Annotated in this window: 24 protein-coding genes; 10 read left to right on the top strand and 14 right to left on the bottom strand. The window is 68.0% G+C overall.

The window, feature by feature from the left end; genetic code table 11:
- Positions 1-41: 41 nt before the first annotated feature.
- Positions 42-818, top strand: coding sequence for a 3-oxoadipate enol-lactonase (gene pcaD, locus IBX18_RS30085; protein ID WP_194836863.1), 777 nt, complete (start codon positions 42-44; stop codon positions 816-818).
- On the top strand, positions 815-1,204 hold the full coding sequence (pcaC, locus tag IBX18_RS30080) for a 4-carboxymuconolactone decarboxylase (RefSeq protein WP_194836862.1): 390 nt from the start codon (positions 815-817) through the stop codon (positions 1,202-1,204). Before pcaD ends, pcaC begins: the two co-directional genes overlap by 4 nt.
- Before the next feature lie 6 nt (positions 1,205-1,210).
- On the opposite strand, the gene IBX18_RS30075 is transcribed toward pcaC, so the two are convergent.
- From IBX18_RS30075 to IBX18_RS30050, 6 genes are all read right to left on the bottom strand, one after another.
- Positions 1,211-1,762 (bottom strand): TerD family protein, encoded by a 552-nt coding sequence (locus IBX18_RS30075; RefSeq protein ID WP_194836861.1) that lies wholly within the window; start codon positions 1,760-1,762, stop codon positions 1,211-1,213.
- Between the two features lie 128 nt (positions 1,763-1,890).
- The gene (locus tag IBX18_RS30070) at positions 1,891-3,345 is read right to left on the bottom strand and encodes an NAD-dependent succinate-semialdehyde dehydrogenase (protein ID WP_194836860.1); all 1,455 of its coding nucleotides are present in this window, start codon (positions 3,343-3,345) and stop codon (positions 1,891-1,893) included.
- Complete coding sequence (locus tag IBX18_RS30065) at positions 3,338-4,630, bottom strand: aspartate aminotransferase family protein (protein ID WP_194836859.1); 1,293 nt, start codon at positions 4,628-4,630, stop codon at positions 3,338-3,340. Before IBX18_RS30065 ends, IBX18_RS30070 begins: the two co-directional genes overlap by 8 nt.
- Positions 4,627-5,862, bottom strand: coding sequence for an MFS transporter (locus IBX18_RS30060; protein WP_194836858.1), 1,236 nt, complete (start codon positions 5,860-5,862; stop codon positions 4,627-4,629). The genes IBX18_RS30065 and IBX18_RS30060 overlap by 4 nt, the downstream gene beginning before the upstream one ends.
- Complete coding sequence (gene hemA / locus IBX18_RS30055) at positions 5,859-7,121, bottom strand: 5-aminolevulinate synthase (RefSeq protein WP_194836857.1); 1,263 nt, start codon at positions 7,119-7,121, stop codon at positions 5,859-5,861. The genes IBX18_RS30060 and hemA overlap by 4 nt, the downstream gene beginning before the upstream one ends.
- Positions 7,122-7,158: 37 nt before the next feature.
- Positions 7,159-8,877: an acetolactate synthase catalytic subunit gene (locus IBX18_RS30050; RefSeq protein WP_194836856.1), complete on the bottom strand. Its 1,719-nt coding sequence runs from the start codon at positions 8,875-8,877 to the stop codon at positions 7,159-7,161.
- Positions 8,878-9,007: 130 nt separating this feature from the next.
- Here IBX18_RS30050 and IBX18_RS30045 point away from each other — a divergent pair, with 130 nt between their 5' ends.
- Positions 9,008-9,889, top strand: a complete 882-nt coding sequence (locus IBX18_RS30045; RefSeq protein WP_194836855.1) for a LysR family transcriptional regulator — start codon at positions 9,008-9,010, stop codon at positions 9,887-9,889.
- Here IBX18_RS30045 and IBX18_RS30040 read toward each other — a convergent pair.
- The 8 genes from IBX18_RS30040 to IBX18_RS30005 form a co-directional block, all read right to left on the bottom strand.
- Positions 9,886-10,743 carry a hypothetical protein gene (locus IBX18_RS30040; protein WP_194836854.1) on the bottom strand — a complete coding sequence of 286 codons (858 nt, stop codon included), beginning with the start codon at positions 10,741-10,743 and terminating at the stop codon, positions 9,886-9,888. The two genes, IBX18_RS30045 and IBX18_RS30040, sit on opposite strands and share 4 nt — an antisense overlap.
- Positions 10,744-10,789: 46 nt before the next feature.
- Positions 10,790-11,563 (bottom strand): DUF4239 domain-containing protein, encoded by a 774-nt coding sequence (locus IBX18_RS30035; protein ID WP_194836853.1) that lies wholly within the window; start codon positions 11,561-11,563, stop codon positions 10,790-10,792.
- A gap of 12 nt (positions 11,564-11,575) precedes the next feature.
- Positions 11,576-12,652 (bottom strand): polyprenyl synthetase family protein, encoded by a 1,077-nt coding sequence (locus IBX18_RS30030; RefSeq protein ID WP_194836852.1) that lies wholly within the window; start codon positions 12,650-12,652, stop codon positions 11,576-11,578.
- Positions 12,649-13,773 (bottom strand): flavodoxin-dependent (E)-4-hydroxy-3-methylbut-2-enyl-diphosphate synthase, encoded by a 1,125-nt coding sequence (ispG, locus tag IBX18_RS30025; protein WP_194836851.1) that lies wholly within the window; start codon positions 13,771-13,773, stop codon positions 12,649-12,651. The genes IBX18_RS30030 and ispG overlap by 4 nt, the downstream gene beginning before the upstream one ends.
- A 33-nt stretch (positions 13,774-13,806) precedes the next feature.
- A complete protein-coding gene (gene ispH / locus IBX18_RS30020) occupies positions 13,807-14,736 on the bottom strand; it encodes a 4-hydroxy-3-methylbut-2-enyl diphosphate reductase (RefSeq protein ID WP_194836980.1) in 930 nt (309 codons plus the stop codon).
- 20 nt (positions 14,737-14,756) lie between these two features.
- Positions 14,757-17,069, bottom strand: coding sequence for a germacradienol/geosmin synthase (locus IBX18_RS30015; RefSeq protein WP_194836850.1), 2,313 nt, complete (start codon positions 17,067-17,069; stop codon positions 14,757-14,759).
- Positions 17,070-17,098: 29 nt separating this feature from the next.
- Complete coding sequence (locus IBX18_RS30010) at positions 17,099-18,127, bottom strand: polyprenyl synthetase family protein (RefSeq protein WP_194836849.1); 1,029 nt, start codon at positions 18,125-18,127, stop codon at positions 17,099-17,101.
- Between the two features lie 123 nt (positions 18,128-18,250).
- Positions 18,251-19,663, bottom strand: coding sequence for a family 2B encapsulin nanocompartment shell protein (locus tag IBX18_RS30005; RefSeq protein ID WP_194836848.1), 1,413 nt, complete (start codon positions 19,661-19,663; stop codon positions 18,251-18,253).
- Positions 19,664-20,057: 394 nt separating this feature from the next.
- Between IBX18_RS30005 and IBX18_RS30000 the strand changes: the two genes are divergently transcribed.
- From IBX18_RS30000 to IBX18_RS29970, 7 genes are all read left to right on the top strand, one after another.
- The gene (locus tag IBX18_RS30000) at positions 20,058-20,339 is read left to right on the top strand and encodes a DUF2277 domain-containing protein (protein WP_107655509.1); all 282 of its coding nucleotides are present in this window, start codon (positions 20,058-20,060) and stop codon (positions 20,337-20,339) included.
- Between the two features lie 91 nt (positions 20,340-20,430).
- Positions 20,431-21,015 (top strand): biotin transporter BioY, encoded by a 585-nt coding sequence (locus IBX18_RS29995; protein ID WP_194836847.1) that lies wholly within the window; start codon positions 20,431-20,433, stop codon positions 21,013-21,015.
- Entirely contained in the window at positions 21,008-22,123 is a 1,116-nt protein-coding gene (locus IBX18_RS29990; RefSeq protein WP_194836846.1) for a class I adenylate-forming enzyme family protein, read from the top strand. Before IBX18_RS29995 ends, IBX18_RS29990 begins: the two co-directional genes overlap by 8 nt.
- On the top strand, positions 22,120-23,247 hold the full coding sequence (locus IBX18_RS29985; RefSeq protein ID WP_194836845.1) for a thiolase family protein: 1,128 nt from the start codon (positions 22,120-22,122) through the stop codon (positions 23,245-23,247). Before IBX18_RS29990 ends, IBX18_RS29985 begins: the two co-directional genes overlap by 4 nt.
- A 28-nt stretch (positions 23,248-23,275) precedes the next feature.
- Positions 23,276-23,956 carry an energy-coupling factor ABC transporter ATP-binding protein gene (locus tag IBX18_RS29980; RefSeq protein WP_194836844.1) on the top strand — a complete coding sequence of 227 codons (681 nt, stop codon included), beginning with the start codon at positions 23,276-23,278 and terminating at the stop codon, positions 23,954-23,956.
- Positions 23,953-24,555, top strand: coding sequence for an energy-coupling factor transporter transmembrane protein EcfT (locus tag IBX18_RS29975; protein ID WP_194836843.1), 603 nt, complete (start codon positions 23,953-23,955; stop codon positions 24,553-24,555). Before IBX18_RS29980 ends, IBX18_RS29975 begins: the two co-directional genes overlap by 4 nt.
- Positions 24,548-25,957, top strand: a complete 1,410-nt coding sequence (locus IBX18_RS29970; protein ID WP_194836842.1) for an AMP-binding protein — start codon at positions 24,548-24,550, stop codon at positions 25,955-25,957. Before IBX18_RS29975 ends, IBX18_RS29970 begins: the two co-directional genes overlap by 8 nt.
- Positions 25,958-26,017: the final 60 nt, after the last annotated feature.

Raw genomic sequence — 26,017 nt, 5'->3', positions numbered from 1 at the left:
GGGTGTGCGGCAGAAGCGCCGACACCCGGGGTGGGGGAGTGATGACCGCGGTTGATGTCCACTATGTCGTGGAAGGGGCGCCGGATGCTCCGCCTGTCCTGCTGAGTGGCTCGCTCGGCAGCGACCTGCGGATGTGGGAACCCCAGGTCGCCGCGCTGACGACGGCGGGCTATCGGGTCGTGCGCTACGACCAGCGCGGGCACGGTCGTTCCCCGGTGCCGCCCGGCCCGTACTCGCTGGCCGATCTCGGTGCCGACGCGCTCGCACTGCTCGACCGGCTGCACATTCGCCGGGCGCATTTCGTCGGCCTGTCGCTCGGCGGCATGGTCGGCATGTGGGTCGGCCAGTATGCACCGCATCGGCTGCACACGCTGACCCTGTGCTGCACCTCGGCCGAGCTGGGGCCGCCGAGCGGCTGGGCCGACCGTGCCGCGACCGTTCGAGCCGAGGGGACCGGCGCGGTGGCGGAGGCGGCCGTGCAGCGGTGGTTCACCCCGCAGTGGCGCGCCGCCCATCCGAAACGGACCCGCGACTTTCAGGACATGATCGCGAGCACTCCCGCCGAAGGCTACGCCGCATGCTGCGCGGCGATCGAGACGATGGACCTCACCGCACGCCTGCCGAAGATCAGCGCACCCACACTGGTCGTCGCGGGCGCGGACGATCCCGCGACGCCACCGGCGCACGCACAGCGGATAGCCGATGCGGTGCCGATGGCTCGGCTCGAAATCATCGGCCCGGCAGCGCATCTGGCCAACGTAGAACAGCCCGGCATCGTCAATGACCTGATCCTCGGACAGCTGAAGGAGAATTCGTGAACGAGCGCGCACAGCAGGGTTCGCAGGTGCGGCGCGAGGTGCTCGGCGACGCGCACGTCGACCGCGCCGAAGCCAACACCACTGAATTCACCCGCCCCTTCCAGGAATACATCACCGAGGCTGTGTGGGGATCGCTCTGGACCCGCCCCGGCCTGGATCGCCGAACCCGAAGCTGCATAACCCTGGCGATACTCACGGCCCTGGGCAGGCACGAGGAGATAGCGATGCACGTGCGCGCCGCCCTCGGCAATGGCGTCACCGCCGCCGAGATCGCCGAAGTCCTGTTGCATACCGGTGCTTACGCAGGAGTTCCCGCCGCGAACGCCGCGTTCGCCATCGGTCAGCAGGTACTGGACGAACTCGACGAACAAGCCCGTGCGGACTGAATCCCGTTACGGCACCAAGGCTCCCAGCTGAGGCACCGCGTCGGCGGGATGCCGAGCCGAAATACCTTCACCGATCGCGTCGAACTGCCAAACGTCGCCCGATCGGGCCAGCTTGCCGAGGATCAGGCCGGTGGATGACCCGGCGCTGCTCAAGTCATAGCGGGCGATTTCGACATCGGACACCCCATCGACGATGCGGCAGAACGCATTCTCGATCTGGTCGAAACCCTGTCCCGTGTAACAGGTCACCAGGAAGAACACGAGGGTGATCTCCGGTGCCAGCCGGGTCAGGTCGACGGTGACGATCTCGTTGTCGCCGTGGCCTTCTCCGGTGGTGCTGTCGCCGAGATGGCGCACCGCGCCGTCCCTGGACATGAGCTGCTCGTGGTAGACGACGTCCACGAGGCTGTCCTCGGCGTACAGCAGGGCGGACGCGTTCAGATCAATGTCCTTGGCACCGCCGCTGAACCACCGGCGCTGGTGCACCGGATCCCAGCCGAGAGCCATGCTGACGTAGTCGAGTCCGCCCCTGTTGTCATCCCTGAGTGTCACGAACATGGTGCGAATCTCCCGTGGTCGAACGGCCCGACCCGCCGCTCTGCGAACCGGGTTTGCCGACCAGACTTCCCGGCGCACCTACCCGTAAAGATGCCGTAAAAATACGCGTATGGCAAGTCGCCCCGGTGTCAGGGCAGGGCAATATATTTGGTTTCGAGGTACTCCTCGATGCCCTCGGTGCCCGCCTCGCGGCCCAGGCCGGACTCCTTTACGCCGCCGAAAGGTGCTGCCACATCGGAGATAACGCCACGGTTCACCCCGACCATGCCGGCTTCGAGCGCCTCGGCGACGCGCAGCGCGCGGTTCAGGTCGGTGGTGTAAATGTATGCGGCGAGGCCGAACTCGGTGTTGTCGGCGGCGATGATCCCCTCCGCCTCGCCGTCGAAACCGGTGATCGCCGCCACCGGGCCGAACACCTCCTCGCGCAGGATGCGTGCCTCGGCAGGCACTTCCGTCAACACCGTCGGCTCGAAGAAGTAGCCTTCACCCGCGATGCGCGCACCGCCGGTGGCAACAAGCGCGCCCTTTTCTGTTGCATCCCGGACCAATTCGGTGACGGTGCCACATTGCTTCTCGCTGATCAGCGGACCGACCTGTACTCCGTCGAGATGGCCGGGACCGACTTTCAGCGCGCGCATCCGGTCGGTCAACTTCGCGGTGAACTCCGCGCGGACCGCGTTGTCGATGTGGAAGCGGTTCGCCGCGGTACAGGCCTCGCCGGTGTTGCGCATCTTGGCGGCCATCGCGCCGTCGACCGCCGCATCGATGTCGGCATCGGCGAAGACGACGAAGGGCGCGTTGCCGCCGAGCTCCATCGAGGCGCGCAGGACACGGGTAGCCGATTGGGCCAGCAGGATTTTGCCGACGCCGGTCGAGCCGGTGAAGGTCACCTTGCGCAGCCGGTCGTCGGCGAACAGCGGATCGGTGAGCGGTGCCGCGTCCGCGGTCGGCAGGATCGACAGCACGCCGGGTGGCAGTCCGGCGTCGGCGAAGACCTGCCCGAGCAGCAGCATGGTCAGCGGCGTCTCCGCCGCGGGCTTGACCACCATCGTGCAGCCTGCCGCCAGTGCGGGGGCGATCTTGCGGGTGCCCATGGCGAGCGGGAAGTTCCACGGGGTGATGGCCAAGGTCGGACCGACGGGTTGCTTGGTGACCAGGATGCGGCCGTTGCCGGACGGCGAATGGGTGTAGCGGCCGTGCACGCGGACCGCCTCCTCGGCGAACCAGCGCAGGAACTCCGCGCCGTAGTCGACCTCGCCGTGGCTCTCCGCCAGCGGCTTGCCCATCTCGAGGGTCATCAACATGGCGAAATCGTCACGTCGCGCGATGACCAGTTCCCATACGCGGCGCAGGATTTCGGCCCGGAGCCGGGACGGTGTTGCGGCCCACCCGCTTTGCGCCGCGGCCGCGGCGTCGAGGGCCCGCGCGCCATCGGCGGCCGCCGCGTCGGCGACCTCGATCAGGACCTCGCCGGTCGCCGGATTGTGCACGGGGAAGGTGCTTCCCGTCAGCGCCGGTGTCTGCTCGCCGCCGATCCACAGTTCGGTGGGTAGGGCGGCGAGCAGCTCGGCTACCTCACGCATCGCCTGCTCGGCTTCCGGAGCCCGCCGACAGCGTCTTGTCGAGGCGGTCGGCGAGCTCGTCGATGAGCTCGGAAGTGCTGTTAAGCGGCGGCGCCACGAGCACCGAATTGGTTGCCTCGCCGATGCCTGCCGCACAGAGCACGAGCCCGTTCACCTTCGCAGCGGCGATGATTCGCTTGTTCGTGTCGGCAGGCTGTCCGGCCTGGATATGCAGCGCCCGCATGAGCCCGATGCCCGACTGATCCGACAACAGCGTCGGATACCGATCGCACAGGGTGGTCAGCGCCGCCGCGAGCAGTTCACCGACGCGCGCGGCGTTGCTCAGCAGCGCTTCGTCCTCGATGACGCTCAGCACCGCGTTGGCGGCGGCACACGCCAGCGGGTTCGCGGACATGGTGTGCCCCAGCGCGATCGGGCCGAGCGGCTCCGCGATCGCCGCGGTGATCGTCTCGGCGATCAGGGTGACCGCCAGGCTGGTGTAGCCGCCGGTGACTCCCTTTCCTGACGTGAGAATGTCGGGAGCGATGCTGGAATGGTCGCAGGCCCACCACTTTCCGGTGCGCCCGAAGCCGGACATCACCTCGTCGGCAATCAGGACGATCCCGTTGTTCTTCGTCTCCCGGCGCAGCCATTGCATGGTATGGACGTCGATGGGCGCGGCACCCGAGGATGCACCGCCGAGCGGTTCGATGACGATGGCGGCGACCTTGGACGGACCGACGCCGAGCAGGGCCTGGGCCCACTCCTCGTGGGTGGCGCGCCGTCGACCGGGTTTGGGGCGCACCAGGACTCGGTTTCCGTTCGGCAGCCCCAACAGCGGCTCCACCGATGGATCACGCTTGTTGGGACTGCCGGTGATGGACAGCGCCGCCGCGGTCATACCGTGGTAGCTGGGCTCCTCCGACAAGATGACGGTGCGCTGCGGTGCGCCGCGCCGGCGCTGGTAGGCGAACGCCAGCCGTAGCGCGCATTCGTTGGCCTCGGAGCCGGAGTTGCTGTACTCGACGGCGGCGGTCCCGGCGGGCGCGATCGAGAGCAGGCGTTCGGTGAGTCGCCGCGCGGGATCATTGCGGAACTGGGTGCGGTGCACGAAGGTCAGCTGCCCGAGCTGGTCCTCGATGGCCTGCAGCACAGTCGGATGCGAATGTCCGACATTGACATTGAGCACGCCGGAAGAGCCGTCGAGGTAGTCGTTTCCGTCGGCGTCGTAGATGTAGGGACCCTGCGCCCACGCGGCGACGGGCAGGGCGGTTCGGCTTGGCGCGGTGGCCGGTGCGGGAATCATGCTGGCTGACGGTCCTTTCGGAGCAGGACGAGCAGGGCGGTCGCGACCAGCGCCGCCGTGATACCAAGGGCGCCGGTCAGTCCGGCGAAGGCGGCACTGCCGACGGTGAGCGTGCCGAGCAGGGTGGTGCCGATCGCGATGCCCGCGTTCATCATCGAGTTGTTCCAGGCGACGACGGACGCGCGCTGGGTCGGATCGGCCGAGGACAGGTAGGCCTGCTGGCTGGAGTAGAACGCCCCGCCGAACACGCACCACAGCGTCAGCGCCACCAGGGCGACGAGCACGTGCTGTGTGCTCAAAGCCACTGCGGCACACGGTGCGAACGCGGCGGCGGCCACTACCGAGACCCACACGCCGCTCACGTTCCGCCGGTGCAAGTGATCGAGAATGGTGCCGGTGCTCAGCGACCCGACCAGCGATCCCGCACCGACGAGCAGGCCGACGAGACCCAGCGCGTTGAGGCTGAAACCGAAGCGCTGGGCGAAGATCACCCCGACGAAGGTGTAGGCACCGAGGCGACCCGCTTGCAGGAACAGTGTCGCGATGAGCCCCAGGCTGATCCGCGGTTGCGCCCACGGCGCCAGCAGTGCGCTGAAGCCACGGGCGGTACCGGTCGCGGGAATGTGGTCGAGCCGCGCATACAGCACCGCCGAGGTGGCGATCATCAGCACGCCGACCGCGAGAAACGGCCACCGCCAGCTGGTCAGCGAGGCCAGGGCGGCGCCGAGCGGCACGCCGAGGACCTGCCCGAGCGAATAGACGCTCGCGCCGAGCGAGATCACCCGCCCGCGCCGGTGCTGCGGCGTGCGCTCGGCGAGGTAGGCCCAGATCGCGGGAGCCGCGATCGCCGCACCGAGACCGGTGACACCGCGTCCGACCACCAGCATCGGCAGCGAGCTCGCCGCCGCGCACGCCAGATTGCCGAGCATGAAGACGAGCGAGCCGAGCAGGATCGACCAGCGCCGCGGATACCGGTCAGCGAGGATGCCGAACGGTGGGCCCGCGACGGCGTAGACGAGAACGTAGGCGGTGACGATGGTGGCCGAGGCGGCCACCGACGCGCGCAACGACTGGGCGATCTCCGGCAGCATCGGTGCCACCAGATACATTTCGGCGCCCATCAGGAAGAACGCGGCGTAGAGAAGTATGTGCTGAGCCCACGGCGTCGGGGGCTCAGCCGCCACCGCCGGATGCAGGCTCCGGCGTGGCTCGGCCTGCGTCTCGATACTCATACCGAAACCTTCTCCAGCACATCGTGGCCGGCGATCGGGAGTATCGGGCGGCGGGGCAGGTTCAGCTGAGACCAGACGGTGTCGATGATCTCGGCGAATCGGTGCACGGCCGCGGGACTGTGCACCGGTGACGGATTGATCCTGAGCCGTTCGGTGCCGCGCGCGACGGACGGGAAGTTGATCGGCTGGGCGTATTGGCGGTATTCCTCGAGCAGGATGTCGGCCAGTTGTTTGCATTTGTACGGGTCACCTACGAGCACGGGAACGATATGACTTTCGGTGGACACCAACGGGATTTCGGCGTCGGCGAGCAGGTCCTGGAGTAGTCCGGCCCGGTGGTGCAGCAGGATTCGCTCGTTGTCGGATTCCCGCAGATGCCGCACGCTCGCCAGCGCGGCGGCCGCGAGGGCGGGCGGCATCGCGAGGGTGAAGATGAAGGCCGGCGCGAAACTGCGCACGGCGTCGAGGATCGGCGCGGGCCCGGTCAGGTAACCGCCCAGGGTGCCATAGCCTTTGGCGAAGGTGCCCATCAGCAGGTCGACCTGATCGGCGCAGCCGAGCTGCGCGGCCATGCCGGACCCTTCCGGGCCGTACATGCCGACCGAGTGCGCCTCGTCGACGTAGACGAGCGCGCCGTGCTTCTTTGCCACGGCACACAATTCGGGCATCGGCGCGATGTCGCCGTCCATCGAGTAGATCGATTCGAAGGCAACGATTTTCGGGCGATCCGGGTCGGTGGCCGCGAGCAGCTCGTCGAGGTGCGCGGGATCGTTGTGGCGGAAGATCCGCCGCTCGGCGCGCGAGGCGCGCATGCCGAGGATCATCGACGCGTGGTTCTGCTCGTCGGAGAAGAAGATCGCGCCGGGTAGCTCCTTGCCGAGCACGCCGAGCACGGCGTCGTTGACCGCGTAGCCGGTGATGAAGGTCAGGCCTGCCTCCTTCCGATGCAGTTGCGCCACTTCACGTTCGAGCAGGATGTGCGTGTGGTTGTTGCCGGAGATATTGCGCGATCCACCCGCTGCGACACCCGAGCGGTTCACCGACCGGTGCATGGCTTCGACGACGGCGGGGAACTGGCCCATGCCGAGGTGGTCGTTGCTACACCACACGGTGATCTCGCGCAGCCCGTCCCGGTGGTGGTGCACCGCCTGCGGGAATCGGCCTGCCAGGCGCTCGATTTCGACGAAGGTGCGATATTGACCCGACGCTCGGATGTCGTCGATTCGTCTCTCGAAAAAGGCCATGTAGTCGAAAGCCATGGGAGTCTCCGTTTTCTCGAAGGGTGTTATCTGTCGGTCAGTTGAGCTTCTGGTCGGCGAGATGGTCGGTGAGTGCGCGGTTGGCGTCCCAGCCGGTGATGGGTGGGTAGGCGTCGGAGTCGGTGATGACGTCGAGGACGGTGGTCGCCGGATCGACGATCGCCTTCGAAAGCGCTTCGCGCAGTTCCACATCGGTGTGGATGGTGTGCCCGTGCGCGCCGCACGCGGTGGCGATCTGCGCGTGGTCGACGTGACCGAGTTCGACCGCCGAGGTCGGCCTGCCGAACTGGACGATCTCGGCGTGCTTCTGGTAGCCGAGGATGGCGTTGTTCAGCACCACCACCACGACGTCGAGGTGCTCGCGGACGGCCGTCTCGAGCTCCGCCCAGCAGTGCGCGAAACCGCCGTCCCCGACCAGGCAGATCACCGGAGCGGACGGCCGCGCCGCCTTCGCGCCGAGCGCCAGCGGAAGTCCCCAGCCGAGCCCGGCCATGCCGCGCGGCAGCAGGAACCGCTGCCGATGGGTGGTGGCGCGGATGTAGTTCGCGGCCCAGATCGAGGAGTAGCTGGCGTCCGCGACGACGATGGCGTCCTCGGGCAGCAGGGTGCTGATCTCGTCGGCCACCCGCTCCGGGCGTAGCGGCTGCCGCGTCGACGTGCGCACGGCGGCCGTGGCCGTCTCGAATTCCGCGCGTGACCGGGCGATCTGCGTGGTGATCGCGGGGCGGTCGGCGCTGCGCTTGCTCAGGTCGAGTTCGCGCAGTGCGGCCGCGAGATCATCGATGCCGGTCCGGACGTCGCCGACCAGTCGCAGCGACGGGTAGTTGCGGCCGATCTCGGTCGGGTCGATGTCGAGATGGATGAAGGTGGCCTCCGGCGGGAACAGGGTCCAGCCGTCGGTGCCGTTCTCGTTGGTGCGCGAGCCGAGGAGCAGGACCGTGTCCACCCCGGCGATCCACTCGCGCATGCCGTGCGAAACACCGTGCGGGCCCATGTAATTGCCGATGACGCCGACGCTCAGATCGGCGGTGTCGGAGACGACGCCCTTACCCATCGGGGTAGTGGCCACCGGCAGCGAGGCCAGATCGCTCAGGCGGGCCAGCGCGGCGCCCGCGTCGGCGGAGACCGCGCCGCCACCGGCGACGATGAGGGGCCGCTCGGCACCGGCCAGCAGCTGCGCGGCGGCGTGCACAGCGGCCTCGGGCGGGCGGATCCGGTCGAGCGGGAAGGCCGGCCGGTCGAGGCCCGCGGGCGGGGGCGGTGCGTCCAGTTCGAGGACGTCCTTCGGCAGCATGAGCACGGCCGGGCCCGGCCTGCCGCTGGTCGCCGCCCGGAAGGCCGCGTCGACATAATCGTGGACGCGGGCCGGGTCATCGAGGCGATCGAACCATTTGGTGCACCCGGAAAACAGACTTTGGTGATCAATTTCCTGAAACGCATTTTTGTTGCGAATCGGACTCGGCACATCCTGCACGAAGGCGACCACGGGAATCGAGACCTTCGCGGCCTCGGTCAGCGGCGGCACGAGCAAAGTCGCTGCGGGACCGTTTTGCGCCACCACGACCGAACAATGCCCGGACACTCTGGCGAAGCCGTCGGCCATGGTGCCGCCCGCGTTTTCGGTGCGGTAAACGATCTGCCGGATCCCGAGATCCTCGGCGGCCAATACCAGCAGCGACGGCAGGCTCTGGCCGAAGAATTCGGATATCTGCCTGGCGCGAAGATTCTCGGCTATGGCGGCGGCGACTGTCGGCATCGGAACACCTTCTCGCGGTAGCGGGGCTCGGACTGTTCGGTAGCTACAGTCTCGGGCCACGCAGAACGCCAGGTCCAATACGTATTTGCTTCCCGTTGATAAGGAAGTCTTATCTGGCTAGGCTGGCCGCGTGGACGACCTACGTCGCGTTCGTTACTTCCTAGCAGTAGCCGAGCACCGACACTTCGGTCGCGCGGCGGAGTCGCTGCACATCACCCAGCCTGCGCTGTCCCAGCAGGTCAAGGCGTTGGAGAAAGAGCTCGGCGTCGAGCTGCTGGCCCGCACCGGCAGGGGTTTCGTGATGACCGCGGCCGGTTTGGCGTTGCAGGCGGGTGCGCAGCAACTCCTCGCCACGGCCGCCGAGCTGGAGCGCACGGTGCGTGCGCGCGCCTCGGGCACGGCAGGCGAGTTGAAGATCGCCTTCACCCGATCGGGCTCCGACAGCGATATTTCCCAGCGCATCAGGGACTTTCGCAAGGAGTTCCCCGATATCACCGTCTCGACGATTACCGGCTGGACCTCGTGGAATCTCGACCTGCTCGAATCGGGCGAGGTCGATGTCGCGTTCGTGCGCGGAAATATCACCCATCCACGGGTGCAGACGCACCTCATCGGACTGCAGGAAGCCGCAGTGGTGGTTTCCAAAGGCCACCCCCTGGCCGAGAAATCGACCCTGGAAATAGCCGATATCGTCAACGAACCCATCGTGCTCTGGTCCCGGCACACCGGACCGGACTTCTACGACGAATTGGTCACCCACATCTGGGGCGACGGCGCCCCGAACCTGGTTGCCGAGGAATCCGACGCCGAACAAGTCCTCGACCTCGTCTCGACCGGCACCGGTATCAGCGTGCTCGACCGCAAACGCGCAACCCGAATCGCCCACGAAAACATCGTCGTCATCCCCTTCGGCGCCAACCCACCGCAAATCGCCATCCGCATCGCCTGGATGCGCGGCTCCGACGCCCCGGCCCTCGCGCACTTCCTCGATTGGTGGCGCCGCTGTAGTTAGCCGCTGTGCCTGCGTCTGACGACTGCGACGCCGCGCACGGCGGTGAGGATGGTGACCACCATGATCGTCACCAGTTGCAGGGGGTTCCAGGCGACGGGGTCGAGGATCAGTTCCGCTTCCGCCGAATATGTTGGGCGAGGCTTGGTTCGGGAACTCGGGAGGCTCGGTGTTGCGGGGGTGAGTTCAGGGGTGGGTGGGATCTCGGCTGGGGGAGCGGGGAGGTCCGGTAGCGCGGGGAGCGTCGGCAGGGTGGGCAATGGCGGGGGGAGTAGGAGCGGGTTTCCGGGATAGGGGGGCAGGATGTCGCGCGGCCACAGGAGGCAGGCCAGCCCGCTGCCCGTGGCGGCGCTGCCGACGACGACGCTGCCGAGTGCGGATCCGCTGGAGCCGAGGATGCCGTGCGAACTTCCGGTCACGATGCCGAGCAGGATGAGCGCGCCGCCGACGGCGACGCTGCCGGTGCACGCTGTTCGGACGCCGTCGGAGTCGAGATCGGGCAATTCGGCGGAGCCGCCGGGCAATGTCTGCACCGGGGCCGCCGACACGGTGTCGTCGATTTCCCCTGTGCCGGTTCCCAGTTCGGCCCGCGTTCCGGTACCGAGGCCGACGCTACCGGTACCGAGGTATTCGCGCACTGCGGGGCCGCCGCTCGGACCGAGCTGCAACGGTGTCCCCGAGTCCGCGCTTCCGGTATCGATGCCGCCCGGAGCGGCACTGCCCGAGACGATTTCGCCGAGCGACGGCCATTCCGGCGGTGGCAGGTCGGCGGTCGCGACCGCGGCCGGACCGGCGACCAGTGCCGCGGCGGCGAGGGGCAGTGCCGTCACGGCGGCGAATCCTCTGATCTGTGCCATGTGCGCACATCCCGTTCGTAATCGGTTCGCTGCCAACAGGGTTCGGTCAGGTGATGTCCTGATAACGGGACAGTGCCAGTTCGAACGCGTCCTTCGACACGATGTTCCCGCCGGTGAACGGCCGATCGAGCCCGTAGATCGCGACGATCGCCGCGCCGACCACGACACCGAGCAGCGCGGTCATCACGACGCTGCGTTTGGTCACCTCGACGCCGGAGAGCGCCGCGCTGCACAGCAGCAGAATCGTGGTGAACCACAGTGCGGTGTAAAGGAATCCGGGCATGCCGAGCTTCGCGTCCATCGCGCGATCGTGGCGCGCCTGCGCTACCGCATCGAGGGCGGCCACCGCCTTGGCTTGCAGCTCGGTCACCGAAGCGTCCTCCGACTGGATGGCCAGCACGGTGTCCCGCAGCTTGTCGAAGGTGTCCTGGGTGGACTGGCTCAGCCGCTCTTCGTTGTCCATCTCCGGCCACTCCACCGTGACGACCTGCTCGGTGTAGTCGTGGACCAGCCGCTGGACCTGCTCGTGCGCCGGCTCCGGCAGCGAGTGCGCGGCCCAGTAGACGTCGACCAGCGCCTTGGACTCGGCGACCGTGTGGTTGTGCGCGTTGTCGTACTGCTGCCAGCAGATCACCACGACGAAGGCGGCCACAGCCATGAACAGTGTGTTGATCAGGTCGAGCACCAGGGTGCCGGACCCTTCGTCCTCGGTCTCGCGCCACGAGGCGGGCCGCAGCCGATTCCCGACCACGAAGACGATGACGGCAAGGGCCGCGACCGCTAGGGGCACGACCAACTGCTGTACGAGCTCACTGTCCATAGCGCGACCTTTCTAGGTGTTCCTCGAAACGATGGCGTCGGCGACATCGCGTAGCGCTTGGTTGACCGCGGCGGGGAACGGCGCGTGGTCGAGGACCCGGTTGGCTTGTGCCCAGCGCGTGCGGATCATCGCCTCGACGTGGTGTCGCGCTGTGGCGGTGAGGATTTCGCGGCAGGTGTCGGCCTGCCGGTCATCGAGCTCTGGATCGCCGAGCAGGGCGAGCAGCTGCGTGGCTTGTGTGGGCGTCGCGTGTTCGAGGGCCAGCGCGACCAGCGCGGTGTGCTTGCCGTCGCGCAGATCCTCCAGATCGGACTTGCCGGTGCGCGCCGGGTCGCCGTAGACGCCGAGCAGATCGTCCTGCAGCTGGAACGCCTCGCCGAGCGGCCCGGCGTAGGCGGTGAGCGCCGACCGCACCCCGCTGCGGGCACCGGCGAGCACGGCACCCAGCTGGAGTGGCCGTTCGCAGGTGTAGGACACCGTCTTGTAGCGGATGATCCGCAGCGCGCGGCCGAGGTCGCTGGACGGCCGCGCGGTGGTGAGCAGGTCGAGGTACTGGCCGTACATGACGTCCGCGCGCATGCCGTCGAGCACCGTGAGCGCGTCGTCCAGTTGCGCGGCGGTGAGTTGTGCGGTGTGTAGCAGTTCGGCCGACCAGACCATCGTCAGGTCGCCGAGCACGATGGCGGCGTGCGCGCCGAACTCGTCCGGATCGCGGCGGTCCCGATGCCGTTGCGCCAGTGCGCGATGCACGGTGGGCCGGTCGCGGCGGGTGTCGCTGTTGTCGATGATGTCGTCGTGGATCAGCACGGCGGCGTGGAACAGTTCGAGCGAGGCCGCGGCCCGGACAATCGGTTGCGGCACCGGCACTTCGCCCGCGGCTGCGTGCCAGCCGAGGACGCACAGCAACGGGCGAATCCGCTTGCCGCCGGCGAACAGGAAGTCGTGCACGGTATCGGTGAGCTCGCCGGGCAGCGCCGGTTCGGTGGCGGTTGCCTTGTCCCGCAGGAAGTATTCGAGCGCGCCGTCCACCCGAGTCCGAATCGCCGCCAGGTCCACCGGTGTCGCGGGCTCGACGTGTGTAGTGGTCATGAGTTCCCCTCCGCCGGTGCTTCGTCGCGGCCCTCGGTGAGCGCGATCGCCTCGGCCACCAGGGTTTCCACGATCAGATGTTCGGGCACGGTGCGAATGACCTTGCCCCGGACGAAGATCTGTCCCTTGCCGTTGCCCGAGGAGACGCCGAGATCGGCCTCGCGGGCCTCGCCGGGCCCGTTGACCACGCAGCCCATCACCGCCACCCGTAGCGGATGGGGGAACCCCTCGAACGCCGCCTCCACCTGCCCGGCCAGCCGATGGATATCGACCTGGACGCGGCCACACCCGGGACAGGAGACGATCTCGAGCTTGCGCGGGCGCAGACCGAGCGACTGCAGAATGTGGCAGCCCGCTTTGACCTGATCGACCGGCGGCGCCGAGATGGACACCCGGATGGTGTCGCCGATGCCCTCGCCGAGCAGAATCGCGAAGGCGACCGCCGATTTGACGGTGCCCTGGAACATCGGCCCCGCCTCGGTGACCCCGAGGTGGAGCGGGTAGTCACAGCGTTGGGCGAGTAGGCGATTGGCCGCGATCATGGTGCGCGGGTCGTGATGCTTGACCGCGATCTTGAGGTCGGTGAACCCGTGCTCCTCGAACAGCGCGGCCTCCCAGAGCGCCGATTCGACGAGGGCCGCCGCGGTCACGGAGCCGTGCTTGGCGAGCACCCGTGGGTCGAGCGAGCCCGCATTGACCCCGACCCGGATCGGAATGCCCGCTGCCGCTGCCGCTTTCGCGATGTCGCCGACGCGATCGTCGAATTGTTTGATGTTGCCCGGATTCACCCGCACCGCCGCGCAACCGGCGTCGATCGCGGCGAAGACGTAGCGCGGCTGGAAGTGGATGTCGGCGATGATCGGCAGCGGGGAGCGGGCGACGAGGGCGGGCAACGCCGCCGCGTCCTCCGGGGTCGGCACCGCGACCCGGACGATGTCGCAGCCCGCGGCGGTCACCGCGGCGATCTGTTGCAGCGTGCCGTCGATATCGGCGGTGCGGGTGGTGGTCATCGTCTGCACGGAGATCGGCGCGCCACCACCGACCGGGACGCCGCCGATGTCCAGCCTGCGGGTGCGATGGCGGGCGGGCATGGTCGGCAGGCCGAGATCATTGCTGGTCATCGCGACCCTCCGGATCGGTGCGGGCGGCGGCGGTCATGACAGGTGCCTGACGTGGGGCGGCGGGGCGAAGGTGATGTCCTCGACGGCCGTGGTGAGTTCGCGAACGGTGACCGGACCCCAGGTGCGTAGCGCCTCGATGACCGCTTCGACCAGCACGGCCGGCGCGGAGGCACCCGCGGACAGGCCGATGGTGTTCGCGCCGGCGATCCAGTCGGGCGAGATGGCCGACGCGTCGTCGATGAGATAGGCCGGAATACCTTGGCGCTGAGCGACTTCCACCAGTCGATGCGAATTGGACGAGTTGTCCGAACCGATGACGAGCACGACGTCGCTGTGCCGGGCGACCGCCTCGACCGACTCCTGCCGGTTGGTGCTGGCGTAGCAGATATCGGCGCTGCCAGGGCCGTGCAATGCGGGAAAGCGTTGGCGCAGCACCGCAATGGTCTCCTCGGCCTCGTCGACCGACAGCGTGGTCTGCGTCAGATACGCGACCCGGCTCTCGTCGGGGACCTGGAGCGCGGCCGCCTCGGCCGGACCGTCGACCACCACGGTCACCTCCGGCGCCTCGCCCGCGGTGCCTTCGACCTCCTCGTGTCCGGCGTGCCCGACGAGCACGATGGTGTCGCCGCGCGCCGCGAAACGCCGGGCCTCGGCATGCACTTTGGTGACCAGCGGGCAGGTGGCGTCGACCACGGTGAGTCCGCGCTGTGCCGCTTGCGCGTGCACCGCGGGGGAGACGCCGTGCGCGGAGAAGACGACCGTCGCACCCACTGGCACCTCGTCGAGCTCCTCGACGAATACCGCTCCCCGCGCGGCCAGATCGGCGACCACGTGGGTGTTGTGCACGATCTGCTTGCGCACGTAGACCGGACCCTGTCGATCGGGTGCGGCCAGCAATCGTTCCACAGTGTCGATCGCCCGTTCCACGCCCGCGCAGAAGGAGCGTGGCGCGGCGAGCAGCATCGTCCTCGCCCGCACGGCGGTCACGGCGACACCGTGCTCAGTGCGGGGTCGGCCGGTATGCGACCGAGCCCATCGATGTGCACGGCCCCGGTGCCGAGGCCGGTCGGTCGCAGGTAGGGCGGAGCGGGCGTCGCGGGCTCGGGGGGCGGAACCTCGGTGGCCTGCGGCTCCGGGATGTCCACGCGACGATAGCGTTCCTCGAGCTGCGCCTCCTTGTAGCGACCACACGAGATGTGCCAGTGCACGATTCCGGCCATCCAGTCCTGGAGTTCGACCGCGCGCCGGTCCAGCGAATCACGCACGTCCTGCCCCAGCTCATATTCGTCGTAGAGAGCGGGCAATTCGCTGCCGACGATGCGTTCGAACTGCTGCATTCGGGCGGTCAGCAGGTCGTTGACGATGGCGACGCCGTCCTCGGGCCCGCAGTCGAAGAAGTTCTGCATGACGCGGACCGCGTTGTGGAAGTCCCCTTCGTACTGTGTCTCTTTGTGATACGAGAACAGGTCGTTCACCATCGTGGCGTAGTCGCTCGCCGTGTGCTCCAGGTCCAGGATCGTCTGGCTGCGATAGACCTCCGGCGGCACCAGGTGACCGTGCGAGAACCGCGACAGCGCCATGGTGAGATCGGAACCGAAAGTGCGGCGGCGCATTTCGACATAGTCGACCGGGTCGGGAATGCGATTGGCGATGTCGTTGGCCACCTCCCATTCGCAGCTCGCCAGGAAAGCCGTGACGGCACGGTGGAATTCGCGCCGCTGCTCGGCATCCAGGACGCTGGTCGTCCGGTGCCACAGATCGGCGAGGGCGCGCTCCATCGCGTTGGCGGCCGGCGGCGTGGCCTCGGAATCGAGCGGCATGAACGCCGCGAATCGTTTGCCCTGTAGCTTGGCCGCGACCATGTCCTTGCGTGCCGCGAACACCTGCGGGTAGTAGTCGTCGATGTAGGTGCCCCAGGCCAGCCAGTTGGCCGACAGATCGAGCTCCGCGAGGGTGGCGTCGGGGTCCAAACCCGCTGAGCACAGGGCGAAATCGAACTCCGCGAGATCGACCGGTCGCCACAGCGGGCGGCCGCCGAGCGCGGGCACCGGCTCGTGGAAGCCGACCTGCGCACCCCACAGCAGCAGGTTCTTGCGCGCCACGTCGACGAGTGGATTCAATTGGAGCTGGTATGGCAGGTAGAGCTCGGGCAACGCTGTCGGTCCGACCTCCTCGAAGCGCGGTCGCGTGCAGCTCTTGATGCGGTTCGCCCCGAGAGCCGTCGGGGTGAACAGATGCACCGCGGTGCTGCCGAGCCCGATGGGTTTGAACAGGCGCGACAAGGGATCACTGGCCACCGTGCCGCCCTTGTTCATGTACCGGCTCGACCGCATATGCCATTCGTGACCGCCGGATTGCCAGTCCTGCAAGCCTTTCGCGTAGGCGACCACTGCGGCCTGGTCCTGCGGCTCGACCGCGTACTCGGCGAACAGCATCGGCAGTTCGGTCAGCGCGGTGTGCTCGAACTGTTGCAGACGGGAGGTCAGCAGGTCGTTGACGACGTCGGCGGAGCGCTGGGTCTCGTAGCCGAAAAACCGCTCCACCACCAGGATTCCGTTGGCGTTCTCGCCCTCCTGACGTACCTCGCGCTCGTAGGAGAAGATGTCGTTGCGCAGGTGCACGCCGTCGGCGAAGGTGTCGCGCAACACCTCCAGCGGGCGGGTCGCGGCCAGTTGGGGCGGGACGGCCGCGCCGACCGCGTGTTCGACCAGGTTGGCCGACCACGGTGCGCCGCCGACCTTGCGGCGCATCTCGATGTACTCGATCGGATTCGCAATCCGGCCCTCGGTGATATTGGCCAGCTCCCACCGCGATTCCTCCAGCAGCGCAGTGGTTGTCGCGACGAAACGCTCGCGCCAGTCCAGCTCCATCGCGGGCACGGTGCGCACCCACAGATCGGCGAGGCCGCGCTCCACCGGGTTGGTCGGCTCCGGCATCGGAGCGCCGGCCAGCGGCATGAAGTCGCGCAGCCGCTCCAGATATTTTCGCGCGCCCTCGGTGTCCCTGGTCCGTTTGAACAGCTCGAGGAAGTGATCGTCGAAATAGAACACCCACACGTACCAGTCGGTGATGAGCGAGAGCTCCTGGCTGTCGCAGTCCGGGTGGGTGTAGGCGCACAGCAGGCCGTAGTCGTGCCGCTTCAGGTCGGTCTCGTCCCAAATGTGGTGTCCTTCTTGCGGTTCGAAGAAACCTATGGTCTCGGCCCACACCCTGGTGTGCTCGCGGGCGATGTCCACGTGCGGATTGAGCCGGGCCGGGTACGGCATGTAGAAGTCGGGAAGTTCGAAGGGCTGCATGTCATCTCCTTACGATCGACGCGCACGGCTCAGTGGTTGCGGCGGGATACCATGCCTGCCAGCACCATCAGGTCCGCGGCGGCGGCGGGATCGGCGAGCGCCGCGATCGCCGCGCGCACCCGGCGCTCGGCGAGCTGCTGGGCGCACTGCCGCCCGCCCGCCGACTCGACCAATGCCGCGGCCCGAGCGGTGTCCATCGCCGCGGTGCCCGGATCGCGGCCGAACATCGTCGCCAGCTCGGCGGCGGCCTCGGTGCCGGAGCCCAGTGCCGAGACCACCGGCAGCGACATGGTGTGGCGGGCAAGGTCGCTCGCGGGTTTGCCGGTGACCTTCGGGTCACCCCAGATCCCGATCAGGTCGTCGACGAACTGGAAGGCCATCCCGAGTTCGCGCCCGAACGTGTCCATCGCCGCGACGGTGGGCGGCTCCGCTTGCGCGCACAGGGCCCCCAGCGCGCACGCACAGCCCATCAACGCGCCGGTCTTACCCATGGCCATGCGCGCGTACTCCTCGACATCGACGTGCCCGCCCGAGCGGAACCGGCAATCCGCGTGCTGGCCGTGACACATCTCGATCACCGTCGTTTCCAGCCTGGCGACCGCCGCCGTGGCCGTCGGTGCGGGCAGACCGTCCACCAGCACGCGCACCGCGAGGGCGTGCAGCGCGTCGCCGAGCAGCATCGCGTCGGGGATGCCCCACACCGTCCACACGGCCGGCCTCCCGCGCCGGACCTGGTCGGCGTCCATGATGTCGTCGTGCAGGAGCGTGAAATTGTGCACCAGCTCCACTGCGGCCGCCGCGGCGAGCGCGGTGTGTGGGCCGGCTCCGCATGCCACGGCCGAGCAGACGGTCAACGCGGGCCGCAAGGCCTTGCCTACTGGTTGCGGGGTCGCGGTGCCGTCGGCGTCCCACCAGCCGAGGTGGTAGCCGCCCATCCGGCGCAGCGGTTCGGGTAATGATGAAATCGCCTCGCGCAGTAGCGGATCGCATAGCTCGCGGACGTTGGACAGAATCTCTGTGGCCCGGCGGCTCGTCGCCGCCGAGGTGCTCTCGATCATCAGCACATACACCTTCCCTAGCGGTGTCGTGGACGCCGGATTCGGCTGCACGACCGGGAACGCCGCGGCTGCTCGTATTCGGCCGCCGCGGCGTCGAAGACTTCGAGGTCGCTGATCGTCGGGTCAGTCCGCTTGGCGCGCGACCAGAACGTTGTCGAGAATGCCGAGCGCGTCGGGCACCAGGATCGCCGCCGAGTAGTAGCAACTGACCAGGTAAGAAATGATCGACTGATCGTCGATGCCTTTGAAACGGACGTTGAGGCTCGGCTCGAATTCGTCGGGGAGCCCGGTTTGGTGCAGACCGATGACGCCCTGATCCTTTTCGCCGGTGCGCATGGCCAGAATGGAGGTGGTCTGGTTGGTGCTGACCGGGATCTTGCTGCAGGGGAAGATCGGCACCCCGCGCCATGCGGGTACTCGGTTGCCGTCGAGATCGATGGTGTCCGGGTAAAGGCCGCGTTTGCTGCATTCGCGACCGAACGCGGCGATCGCTTTCGGGTGTGCGAGAAAGAGTTTGGTGCTGCGCCGCATGCTGAGCAGCTCGTCCATGTCGTCCGGGGTGGGCGGGCCGGACTCGGAGTAGATGCGCTGCTTCAGATCGCAATTGCGCAGCAGGCCGAAGTCGGGGCTGTTGACGAGGTCGTCCTCGCGGCGTTCGTAGAGCGCCTCGATGGTCAGCCGCAACTGCTGCTGGGTCTGGTTCATCGGGTCGTTGAACAGGTCGGCGACGCGGGTGTGCACGCGCAGCACGCTCTGCGCGAGGCTGAGCTCGTACTCGCGCGGACGGACGTCGTAGTCCACGAAGGTGCCGTCGATTTCGGGTTCACCCGCGTGGCCCGAGGTGATCTGGATATTCGCTTCGCCTTGTTTGTTCTGTGGTCGAGCGGCGGCGGCGGCAACCTGGGAAAGTTGCGTGCGGAGTGCGGGTACGTGGTCGAGCACTTCGTCCAGCGCCTGCCGCGGCAGGACCAGCACGATGCTCTTGGTGATCGCCTTGACGGTGGCCGGCCAAATGGCCGAGGAGTCGGTGAAACTCTGCTCGCCGACATAGTTGCCGCCGGCCAGTGTGCCGAGCATGGTCGGCTCGCCGTATTCGCCGGAACCCATTTTGGCCAGTTTGCCGTGCACGATCAGTATCACTTGATTCATCGGATACCCGAATTCGGCTACCACCGCACCCGGTTCGAATTCGCGCTGTTCGAATCGCCGCGCGAGTGCGCGCAGTACTTCCTCGTCGTCGATCTCGCGCAGCGCCGCCATTTCCCGCAGCTCCATCGGGATCACCCGGGCCTGTGAGCCGTCGACCGAAAACTCGATCCGGCCGTTTCCGATGGTGTGGGTCAGTCGGCGGTTCACCCGGTAGACGCCACCGTTGACCTGCGTCCACGGCAGCATTCTGGTCAGCCAGCGGGAGGTGATGCCCTGCATCTGGGGTTCGGATTTGGTGGTGGTCGCCAACTGGTGCGCGGCGGTGGTACTGAGACTCTTGCGTCCATTGGTCTCAGCGGAAGCAGACACTGGCGTTTCGATTGTCATATGTGATCCTCACCTCGAAATGGTCACCAAGGACGGTCGGCGATGAAAGTCCGAATAGGTGATCGTTCAGATTCGACGGTTGTGCACAGCAGGTCGGCAGGCGGCGATAGGCCGGGTGCGGACAGTCACTCGAGCGAATGTTGCTATATGACAGTGCATTTCAGACGCTCTCGATCTTAGGTCGCGGAACCTGTTGGACGCAGCGAAAATTCGAATATTAGTCGTTATTATTCGGATGGTTACGACACGAATTCGATTGGGCGAACGGTTGATAACGGCTCGGCTCAGATCGGGAAAGCCCGGACAAATATCCGATGAGTAGCTATCTTCCGGCGGCCGGGCCGCACGCGGCCTGCTGCGCGACGGGCAACCGCAGGCGGATTAGCCTCGAGGTATGTGTCGAAACATCACTGCCCTGCGGGGACTAGAGCCCGCGGCGACGCCGGAGGAGATCCAGGCCGCCGCGCTGCAGTACGTACGCAAGGTCGGCGGGCTGTCCAGCATCTCGGCCGCGACCCAGCCCGCGGTCGATGCCGCCGTCGCCGACATCGCGGCGGTCACGGCCAGGCTGCTCGCGCAACTGCCGGATCGTAAGGTGCCGCCGAAGTCGGTGCCGCCACTGCGCCGCCCCGAGGTGCAGGCGCGAATCCAGGCCAGGGCGCACTCGCACGACTGACCGCGCTCGCCGACGTCCTGCGCGCGTGCAGCTCGCGAACGGCGCCTGCTATCTTGAACATCGTTCAAGCTGGTAGTGGGAGGAAGTCGTCGTGGCCGGAGTCGAGAACTCGCGGGGGTCGAGGGTCGCCTTTTCGGCGCGCGATATCGCACAGATCGCCGTATTCGCAGCGCTGATCGCGGCGATGGGCCTGCCCGGCGCCATCACCGTCGGCTTCAGCGGTGTGCCGATCACGGTGCAGACGCTGGGCGTGATCCTGGCCGGCGCGGTGCTCGGCGCGCGCAAGGGAACAGCCGCTGTCCTGGTCTTTCTCGCGTTGACGATGATCGGCCTGCCGCTGCTCTCGGGCGGCCGCACCGGACTGACCGCGATGGCCGGGCCCAGTGCCGGATACCTCGTCGGGTGGGCGCCCGCGGCACTGGTCATCGGCCTGCTGACCGCGCGGATCCTGCCGAAGTACCCGCTGGTCCTCGGTCTGCTGATCAACGCGTTCGGCGGGATCCTGGTCATCTACCTCTTCGGCACCATCGGGCTGCTGTTGCGCACCGATCTGGACTTCTCGCACGCGATCAGCACCAACTTCGCGTTCATCCCCGGCGACCTCGCCAAGGTTGTCGTCGCCACGGTCGTCGCCAAGGGTGTGCATCGCGCGTACCCCGGCCTGATCCGTGCGTAGTCCGGAACTCGGCGGCGCCGGGGATCGGCCCGCCCTCGAAATCGACGGCCGCACTTACACTTACGGCCAACTCGACGCTGCGATCGAGCAGTGGATCGAACGCGACAGCGCCCCCGTCTACGACGCGTCGGCGCTGCCGGTGCCGGACGCGTTGATCTGCATCTGCGCGGCGGCCCGGCGCGGTGTCCCGGTGCTCGTGGAGAATCCCGAGGCGCGTCCACAGCGTTCAGATATTCCGTCCTCGGCGTTTCTGTTGGTGACGACATCGGGTTCGACCGGCCGCCCGCGTCCGCTGGCCCGCACCGCGGCGTCCTGGTTCGACAGTTTTCCCGCGTTCACCGCGATCACGGGTGTTGAGGCCACGGACCGCGTGCTCATCACCGGTCCCTTGCACGCGACGATGCACCTGTTCGGCGCGCTGCACGCGCTGTGGCGCGGCGCGTGCGTCACCGACGATCCGTCGCGGGCCACGGTTGTGCACGCGGTGCCCGCGGTGCTTCGGGACGTGGTGCGCAAGGCGCCGAGGTTGCGAACGGCGATCGTGGCGGGCATCGCCCTGGACGACGGTGCGCGCGCGGCGGCCGACGGCCTGGAGCTCATCGAGTACTACGGATCCGCGGAGGTCTCGCTCGTCGCGGCACGGCGGGTGCCCGAGCCGCTGCGCCTGCTCGACGGCGTCGACGCCAATATCCGGGACGGACTGCTTTATGTCCGGACGCCGTATCGCGTGCTCGGCGCTCCCGAATGGTTCAGTGTGGGTGACCTCGCCGAGCTCGGGCCGAATCGCGAGCTCACGGTCCGGGGCCGCGGCGAATCCGCGATCAATGTCGGCGGCACGACGGTCGTCGCCGAGGATGTCGAACGCGTCCTGGGGACGCTCGACGGTGTCGCCGCGGTCGCGGTGATCGGCTCGCCGCACGCGGTGCTCGGCGAGATCGTCACGGCCGCAGTGCAACTCGACGGTGTCGCGATCGATGCGGTGCGGTCGCAGGCGCGCGGGCTGCTGATGAAGGAGGCCATGCCGCGGCGCTGGGTGCCGCTGCCGACGCTGCCGAGGACGGCCAGCGGGAAAGTGGCCAGAGGTCAGCTGAAAGACTTGCTGGCATGAATTCGGTCCCCGTTCTGGTTGCGCCGCGTCGGACGCCGATCGGCAATGCCGGGCACGGGTTCGCCGAGCTGACGACCACCGACCTGGCGGCGCCGGTTTTGCGCGAGGTCTGCTCGACGCTGCGTGGGGCGGGCGTGGACGCCGAGGTGGACGATGTCGTCCTCGGCAACTGCCTCGGGCCCGGCGGCAATCCGGCGCGGATCGCGGCGTTGCGGGCGGGGCTCGGTGTGCAGGTGCCGGGCGTCACGGTGGATCGGCAATGCGGGTCCGGTCTCGACGCGGTGATGCAGGCGGCATTGCGGGTGCGCAGCGGGGCCGACGAGCTGATTCTCGCGGGCGGCGTCGAGTCGGCGAGCACCGCGCCGTGGCGGTTCTGGCCGCCGGTCGCGGATGCCGAGCCCGTGCGCTACACCCGGGCTCCCTTTGCGCCACAAGGTTTTCCGGATCCCGACATGGGGGTGGCCGCCGACGATCTCGCGCGCGTGCGCGGCATCAGCCGGGAGCGGCAGGACGCCTATGCGGTGCGTTCGCACAGCCTCGCGGCGGCGACCGACTTCTCGGCGGAGATCGTGCCGGTCGGCGAGGTGCGCCGCGACGAACGGATTCGAGCGGGGCTCACCGAGGCTCGGCTCGCGCGGTTGCGACCCAGTTTCGGCGCCGAGGGGACGGCGACGGCGGGTAACTCGTGTGGCATCTCCGACGGTGCGGCGGTGCTGGCGGTGACCAGCGAAGCGCTGGCCGCGGGACTGCCCGCGCTGCGGATAGTCGGGTCGGCGGTGGCCGGATCCGATCCCGCGTACCCCGGTCTCGGGCCGGTGCCCGCGATACGGAAGCTGCTGCGGCGCACCGGGGTCGATGTGAGCGAGCTCGGGATCATCGAGATCACCGAGGCTTTCGCCACGGTGGTGTTGGCGGTGTCGGACGAACTGGGATTGGACGAATCGAGGATCTGCCCGCAGGGCGGTGCCATCGCGATGGGGCATCCGTGGGGCGCGTCGGGGGCTATCTTGTTGGTGCGGTTGGCAAGTCAGATGTTGTGCGAAGGCGGGCCCGCGCTGGGGCTCGCGGCGTGCGCCATCGGTGGTGGGCAGGGGATCGCCATGCTGGTGGAGCGGGTGTCGTGAGCGAACCACGGGTCACCGAGGCGGAGTCATGAGTGAGATCGTCTTCTCGTCGGTGAGTCATCACTTCGGCGAGCGAAAGGTGCTGCGCGGCATCGACCTTCGGATCACCGAGCGTCGGGTCGGCATCATCGGTGCCAACGGCTCCGGCAAATCGACGCTGGCGCGCATGATCAACGGGTTGCTCGCCCCGGCGTCGGGGACCGTCACCGTGGACGGTGTCGACGCGGCACGCAAGGGCGCGCAGGTGCGGCGCAAGGTCGGGTTCGTGTTCACCGACCCGGACACCCAGATCGTGATGCCGACCGTCGCGGAAGACCTCGCTTTCTCGCTGCGCCGAACGGGTTCGAGCAAGCAGGAGATCGCCGCGCGCGTCGAGGAGATGCTGGTCCGGTTCGGCCTGCACGAGCACGGCGACCACCCCTCGCATCTGCTGTCCGGTGGGCAGAAGCAGCTGCTCGCCATCGGCGCGGTGCTCATCCGCAGGCCCGAGGTGATCATCGCGGACGAGCCGACGACCCTGCTCGACCTGCGCAATGCCAGGGTGGTCGCCGACGCGCTGGATGCGATGGACCAGCAGGTGATCGTCGTGACGCACCAGCTGGCGCTGCTGGACAGTTTCGAGCGGGTCATCGTGATCGATGACGGTCTCGTGGCCTTCGACGGAACGCCGGCCGCCGCCGTCCCCGCCTACCGGGAACTGGTCGAATGATCGGGCTGTACCGGCCCGGTGACTCGCTGCTGCACCGGTTGCCCGCCGGGGTGAAGCTGTTGCTGCTGATCGTGTCGATCGTGGCGGCAACGGTGTTGGTGCGCAGCCCGATTCAGGTCGGCATGGTCGGGGTGGTGGTCGCCGGGTTGTTCGCGCTGGCGCGTATTCCGTTCGGCGTGGCGGTGGCGCAACTGCGGCCGATGGTGTGGATGTTGTTGATCATCGCGGTGTTCCAGGTGCTGATCACCTCGCCCGCTCGGGCCGTCGTCGTGTGCGGCGTGCTGTTGATCTCGGTGGCGCTCGCGGCGCTGGTCACGCTCACCACCCGGGTGACCGACCTGCTCGACACCGTGACGCGGGCGCTCGGGCCGCTGCGCCGGATCGGGGTCGACCCGGAGCGGGTCGGTCTGCTACTCGCGCTTGCCATTCGGTGTGTGCCCTTGCTGGCCGGCATCGTGCACGAGGTGGGCGAGGCACGGCGGGCCCGTGGGCTGCAATGGTCGATGACGGCCTTGGTGACGCCGGTGCTGGTGCGGGCGTTGCGCACCGCGGACGCGATGGGTGACGCGCTCGCCGCGCGAGGAGTGGACGATGAGTGAACTGCTGGCCGAGCGTATAGCCCGGTGCGCCGCCGAGTATCCGGCCTCGTCAGCCGTGATATCCGCTCGTGAGAGCGTCGATTATGAGGAGTTCTGGTCCCGGGTGACCCGGACGGCGGCGGGACTCGACGGCATGAATCGTGTTGCGGTGCTGCCGACTTCGGATGTGGAATCGCTGGTCGCCGTGACGGCCGCCGCGTACGCGGGTGTCAGTATCGTGCTGCTGCACCGGCATCTGCTGGCGGACCAGCTGACCGCGGTGCTCGAGCTCGCGAAACCCGGTGCGGTCGTCGCGTCGACGTCGCAGCACCGTCGGCTGCGGAAGATGGGGTTCGACGGGGAGATCCAGACCGCTGCCACGCTGGAATCGGCGGGAGTGCCTGGTCGGGCTCGACCCGACACCGAGCTGCTCGTCGGCATCACCTCCGGCACCACCGGTGCGCCAAAACTGTTCGTGCGCAATCAACGATCATGGGCCACCACCCTCGATCGCTCCGACGCCACCTTCGACATCGGCAACGGCGATCTTGTCTCAGCTCCCGGCGTGCTCGATCACACGCACTTCCTGTACGGCACTCTGCATGCCCTCACCCGAGGGGCGACGGTGGACTTGCGACCGGTCATGCAGTCGCTGAACGACGGTGCGACACATATCTATTCGGTGCCGACGATCGCCTGGGACGTGGTGCGGTCGGGGACCGGCCCGATCGGCAGCGTCCGCGAGGTGCTGTCCTCGGCGGCCCGGTGGCCGCGCACGGGAAGGCAAGCGCTGCAAGAGATCCTGCCCAACGCGTCCCTCGTGCATTTCTACGGCGCCTCCGAGCTGAGCTTCGTGTCCTTCGACCGGGGACTCGGCGACACCGACGAGAAATCGGCGGGCGAACTGTTCGACGGCGTCGAAGCCGACATCCGGGACGGCCTGGTATTCGTCCGCAGCGACATGCTGTTCGACGGTTACCTGACCGAGCACGGCGTGACCGGCGGTCCTGTCGACGGATGGATGACGGTGGGCGACCGAGGCACGGTCGTCGACAATCGGCTGCGCCTGTTCGGCCGGGCGAGCGAAATGCTGATCCGAGCGGGTCTGAACGTGGAACCGGCCGCGATCGAAGCCGCACTCACCGCGCTGCCGGGTGTCGCCGAAGCCGCCTGCATCGGCATTCCCGACGCCCGCATGGGCGAGGCCCCCGCCGCAGCGATCGTGGTGGACGCCGACGCCCCGACCACCGAGGAGATCTGGCGGCACCTGCGTGCCACCCTGCCCAGCCCCAGCATCCCGGTCCAGTTGCTGACACTGCACAGCCTGCCGCGCACGCCCCGCGGCAAGCTCGACCGCCAGGCCCTCGCCGAAGCCCTCGCCGCCGATCAGCGAGCACACGCGGAAGACAATCCCGCCCGCTAGAACGGGTGTGCACGTCGCGGGGTGTGCGGTTTCGGGCGTGGGGTGGTGAGGTTGCGAAGC

It is taken from the genome of Nocardia sp. XZ_19_369 (assembly GCF_015355715.1).
GTDB lineage: Bacteria > Actinomycetota > Actinomycetes > Mycobacteriales > Mycobacteriaceae > Nocardia.
The sequence above is the reverse complement of the archived record's forward strand: the minus strand, read 5'-3'. Positions and strand labels throughout refer to the sequence as shown.

What these genes read in the sequence shown, in the direction of transcription:
- pcaD (WP_194836863.1), top strand. Translation starts at nt 42, where the DNA reads ATGACCGCGGTTGATGTCCACTATGTCGTGGAAGGGGCGCCGGATGCT.
- IBX18_RS30075 (WP_194836861.1), bottom strand. Translation starts at nt 1,762, where the DNA reads ATGTTCGTGACACTCAGGGATGACAACAGGGGCGGACTCGACTACGTC.
- IBX18_RS30070 (WP_194836860.1), bottom strand. Translation starts at nt 3,345, where the DNA reads ATGCGTGAGGTAGCCGAGCTGCTCGCCGCCCTACCCACCGAACTGTGG.
- IBX18_RS30065 (WP_194836859.1), bottom strand. Translation starts at nt 4,630, where the DNA reads ATGATTCCCGCACCGGCCACCGCGCCAAGCCGAACCGCCCTGCCCGTC.
- IBX18_RS30060 (WP_194836858.1), bottom strand. Translation starts at nt 5,862, where the DNA reads ATGAGTATCGAGACGCAGGCCGAGCCACGCCGGAGCCTGCATCCGGCG.
- hemA (WP_194836857.1), bottom strand. Translation starts at nt 7,121, where the DNA reads ATGGCTTTCGACTACATGGCCTTTTTCGAGAGACGAATCGACGACATC.
- IBX18_RS30050 (WP_194836856.1), bottom strand. Translation starts at nt 8,877, where the DNA reads ATGCCGACAGTCGCCGCCGCCATAGCCGAGAATCTTCGCGCCAGGCAG.
- IBX18_RS30040 (WP_194836854.1), bottom strand. Translation starts at nt 10,743, where the DNA reads ATGGCACAGATCAGAGGATTCGCCGCCGTGACGGCACTGCCCCTCGCC.
- IBX18_RS30035 (WP_194836853.1), bottom strand. Translation starts at nt 11,563, where the DNA reads ATGGACAGTGAGCTCGTACAGCAGTTGGTCGTGCCCCTAGCGGTCGCG.
- IBX18_RS30030 (WP_194836852.1), bottom strand. Translation starts at nt 12,652, where the DNA reads ATGACCACTACACACGTCGAGCCCGCGACACCGGTGGACCTGGCGGCG.
- ispG (WP_194836851.1), bottom strand. Translation starts at nt 13,773, where the DNA reads ATGACCAGCAATGATCTCGGCCTGCCGACCATGCCCGCCCGCCATCGC.
- ispH (WP_194836980.1), bottom strand. Translation starts at nt 14,736, where the DNA reads ATGCTGCTCGCCGCGCCACGCTCCTTCTGCGCGGGCGTGGAACGGGCG.
- IBX18_RS30015 (WP_194836850.1), bottom strand. Translation starts at nt 17,069, where the DNA reads ATGCAGCCCTTCGAACTTCCCGACTTCTACATGCCGTACCCGGCCCGG.
- IBX18_RS30010 (WP_194836849.1), bottom strand. Translation starts at nt 18,127, where the DNA reads ATGATCGAGAGCACCTCGGCGGCGACGAGCCGCCGGGCCACAGAGATT.
- IBX18_RS30005 (WP_194836848.1), bottom strand. Translation starts at nt 19,663, where the DNA reads ATGACAATCGAAACGCCAGTGTCTGCTTCCGCTGAGACCAATGGACGC.
- IBX18_RS30000 (WP_107655509.1), top strand. Translation starts at nt 20,058, where the DNA reads ATGTGTCGAAACATCACTGCCCTGCGGGGACTAGAGCCCGCGGCGACG.
- IBX18_RS29985 (WP_194836845.1), top strand. Translation starts at nt 22,120, where the DNA reads ATGAATTCGGTCCCCGTTCTGGTTGCGCCGCGTCGGACGCCGATCGGC.
- IBX18_RS29980 (WP_194836844.1), top strand. Translation starts at nt 23,276, where the DNA reads ATGAGTGAGATCGTCTTCTCGTCGGTGAGTCATCACTTCGGCGAGCGA.
- IBX18_RS29975 (WP_194836843.1), top strand. Translation starts at nt 23,953, where the DNA reads ATGATCGGGCTGTACCGGCCCGGTGACTCGCTGCTGCACCGGTTGCCC.
- IBX18_RS29970 (WP_194836842.1), top strand. Translation starts at nt 24,548, where the DNA reads ATGAGTGAACTGCTGGCCGAGCGTATAGCCCGGTGCGCCGCCGAGTAT.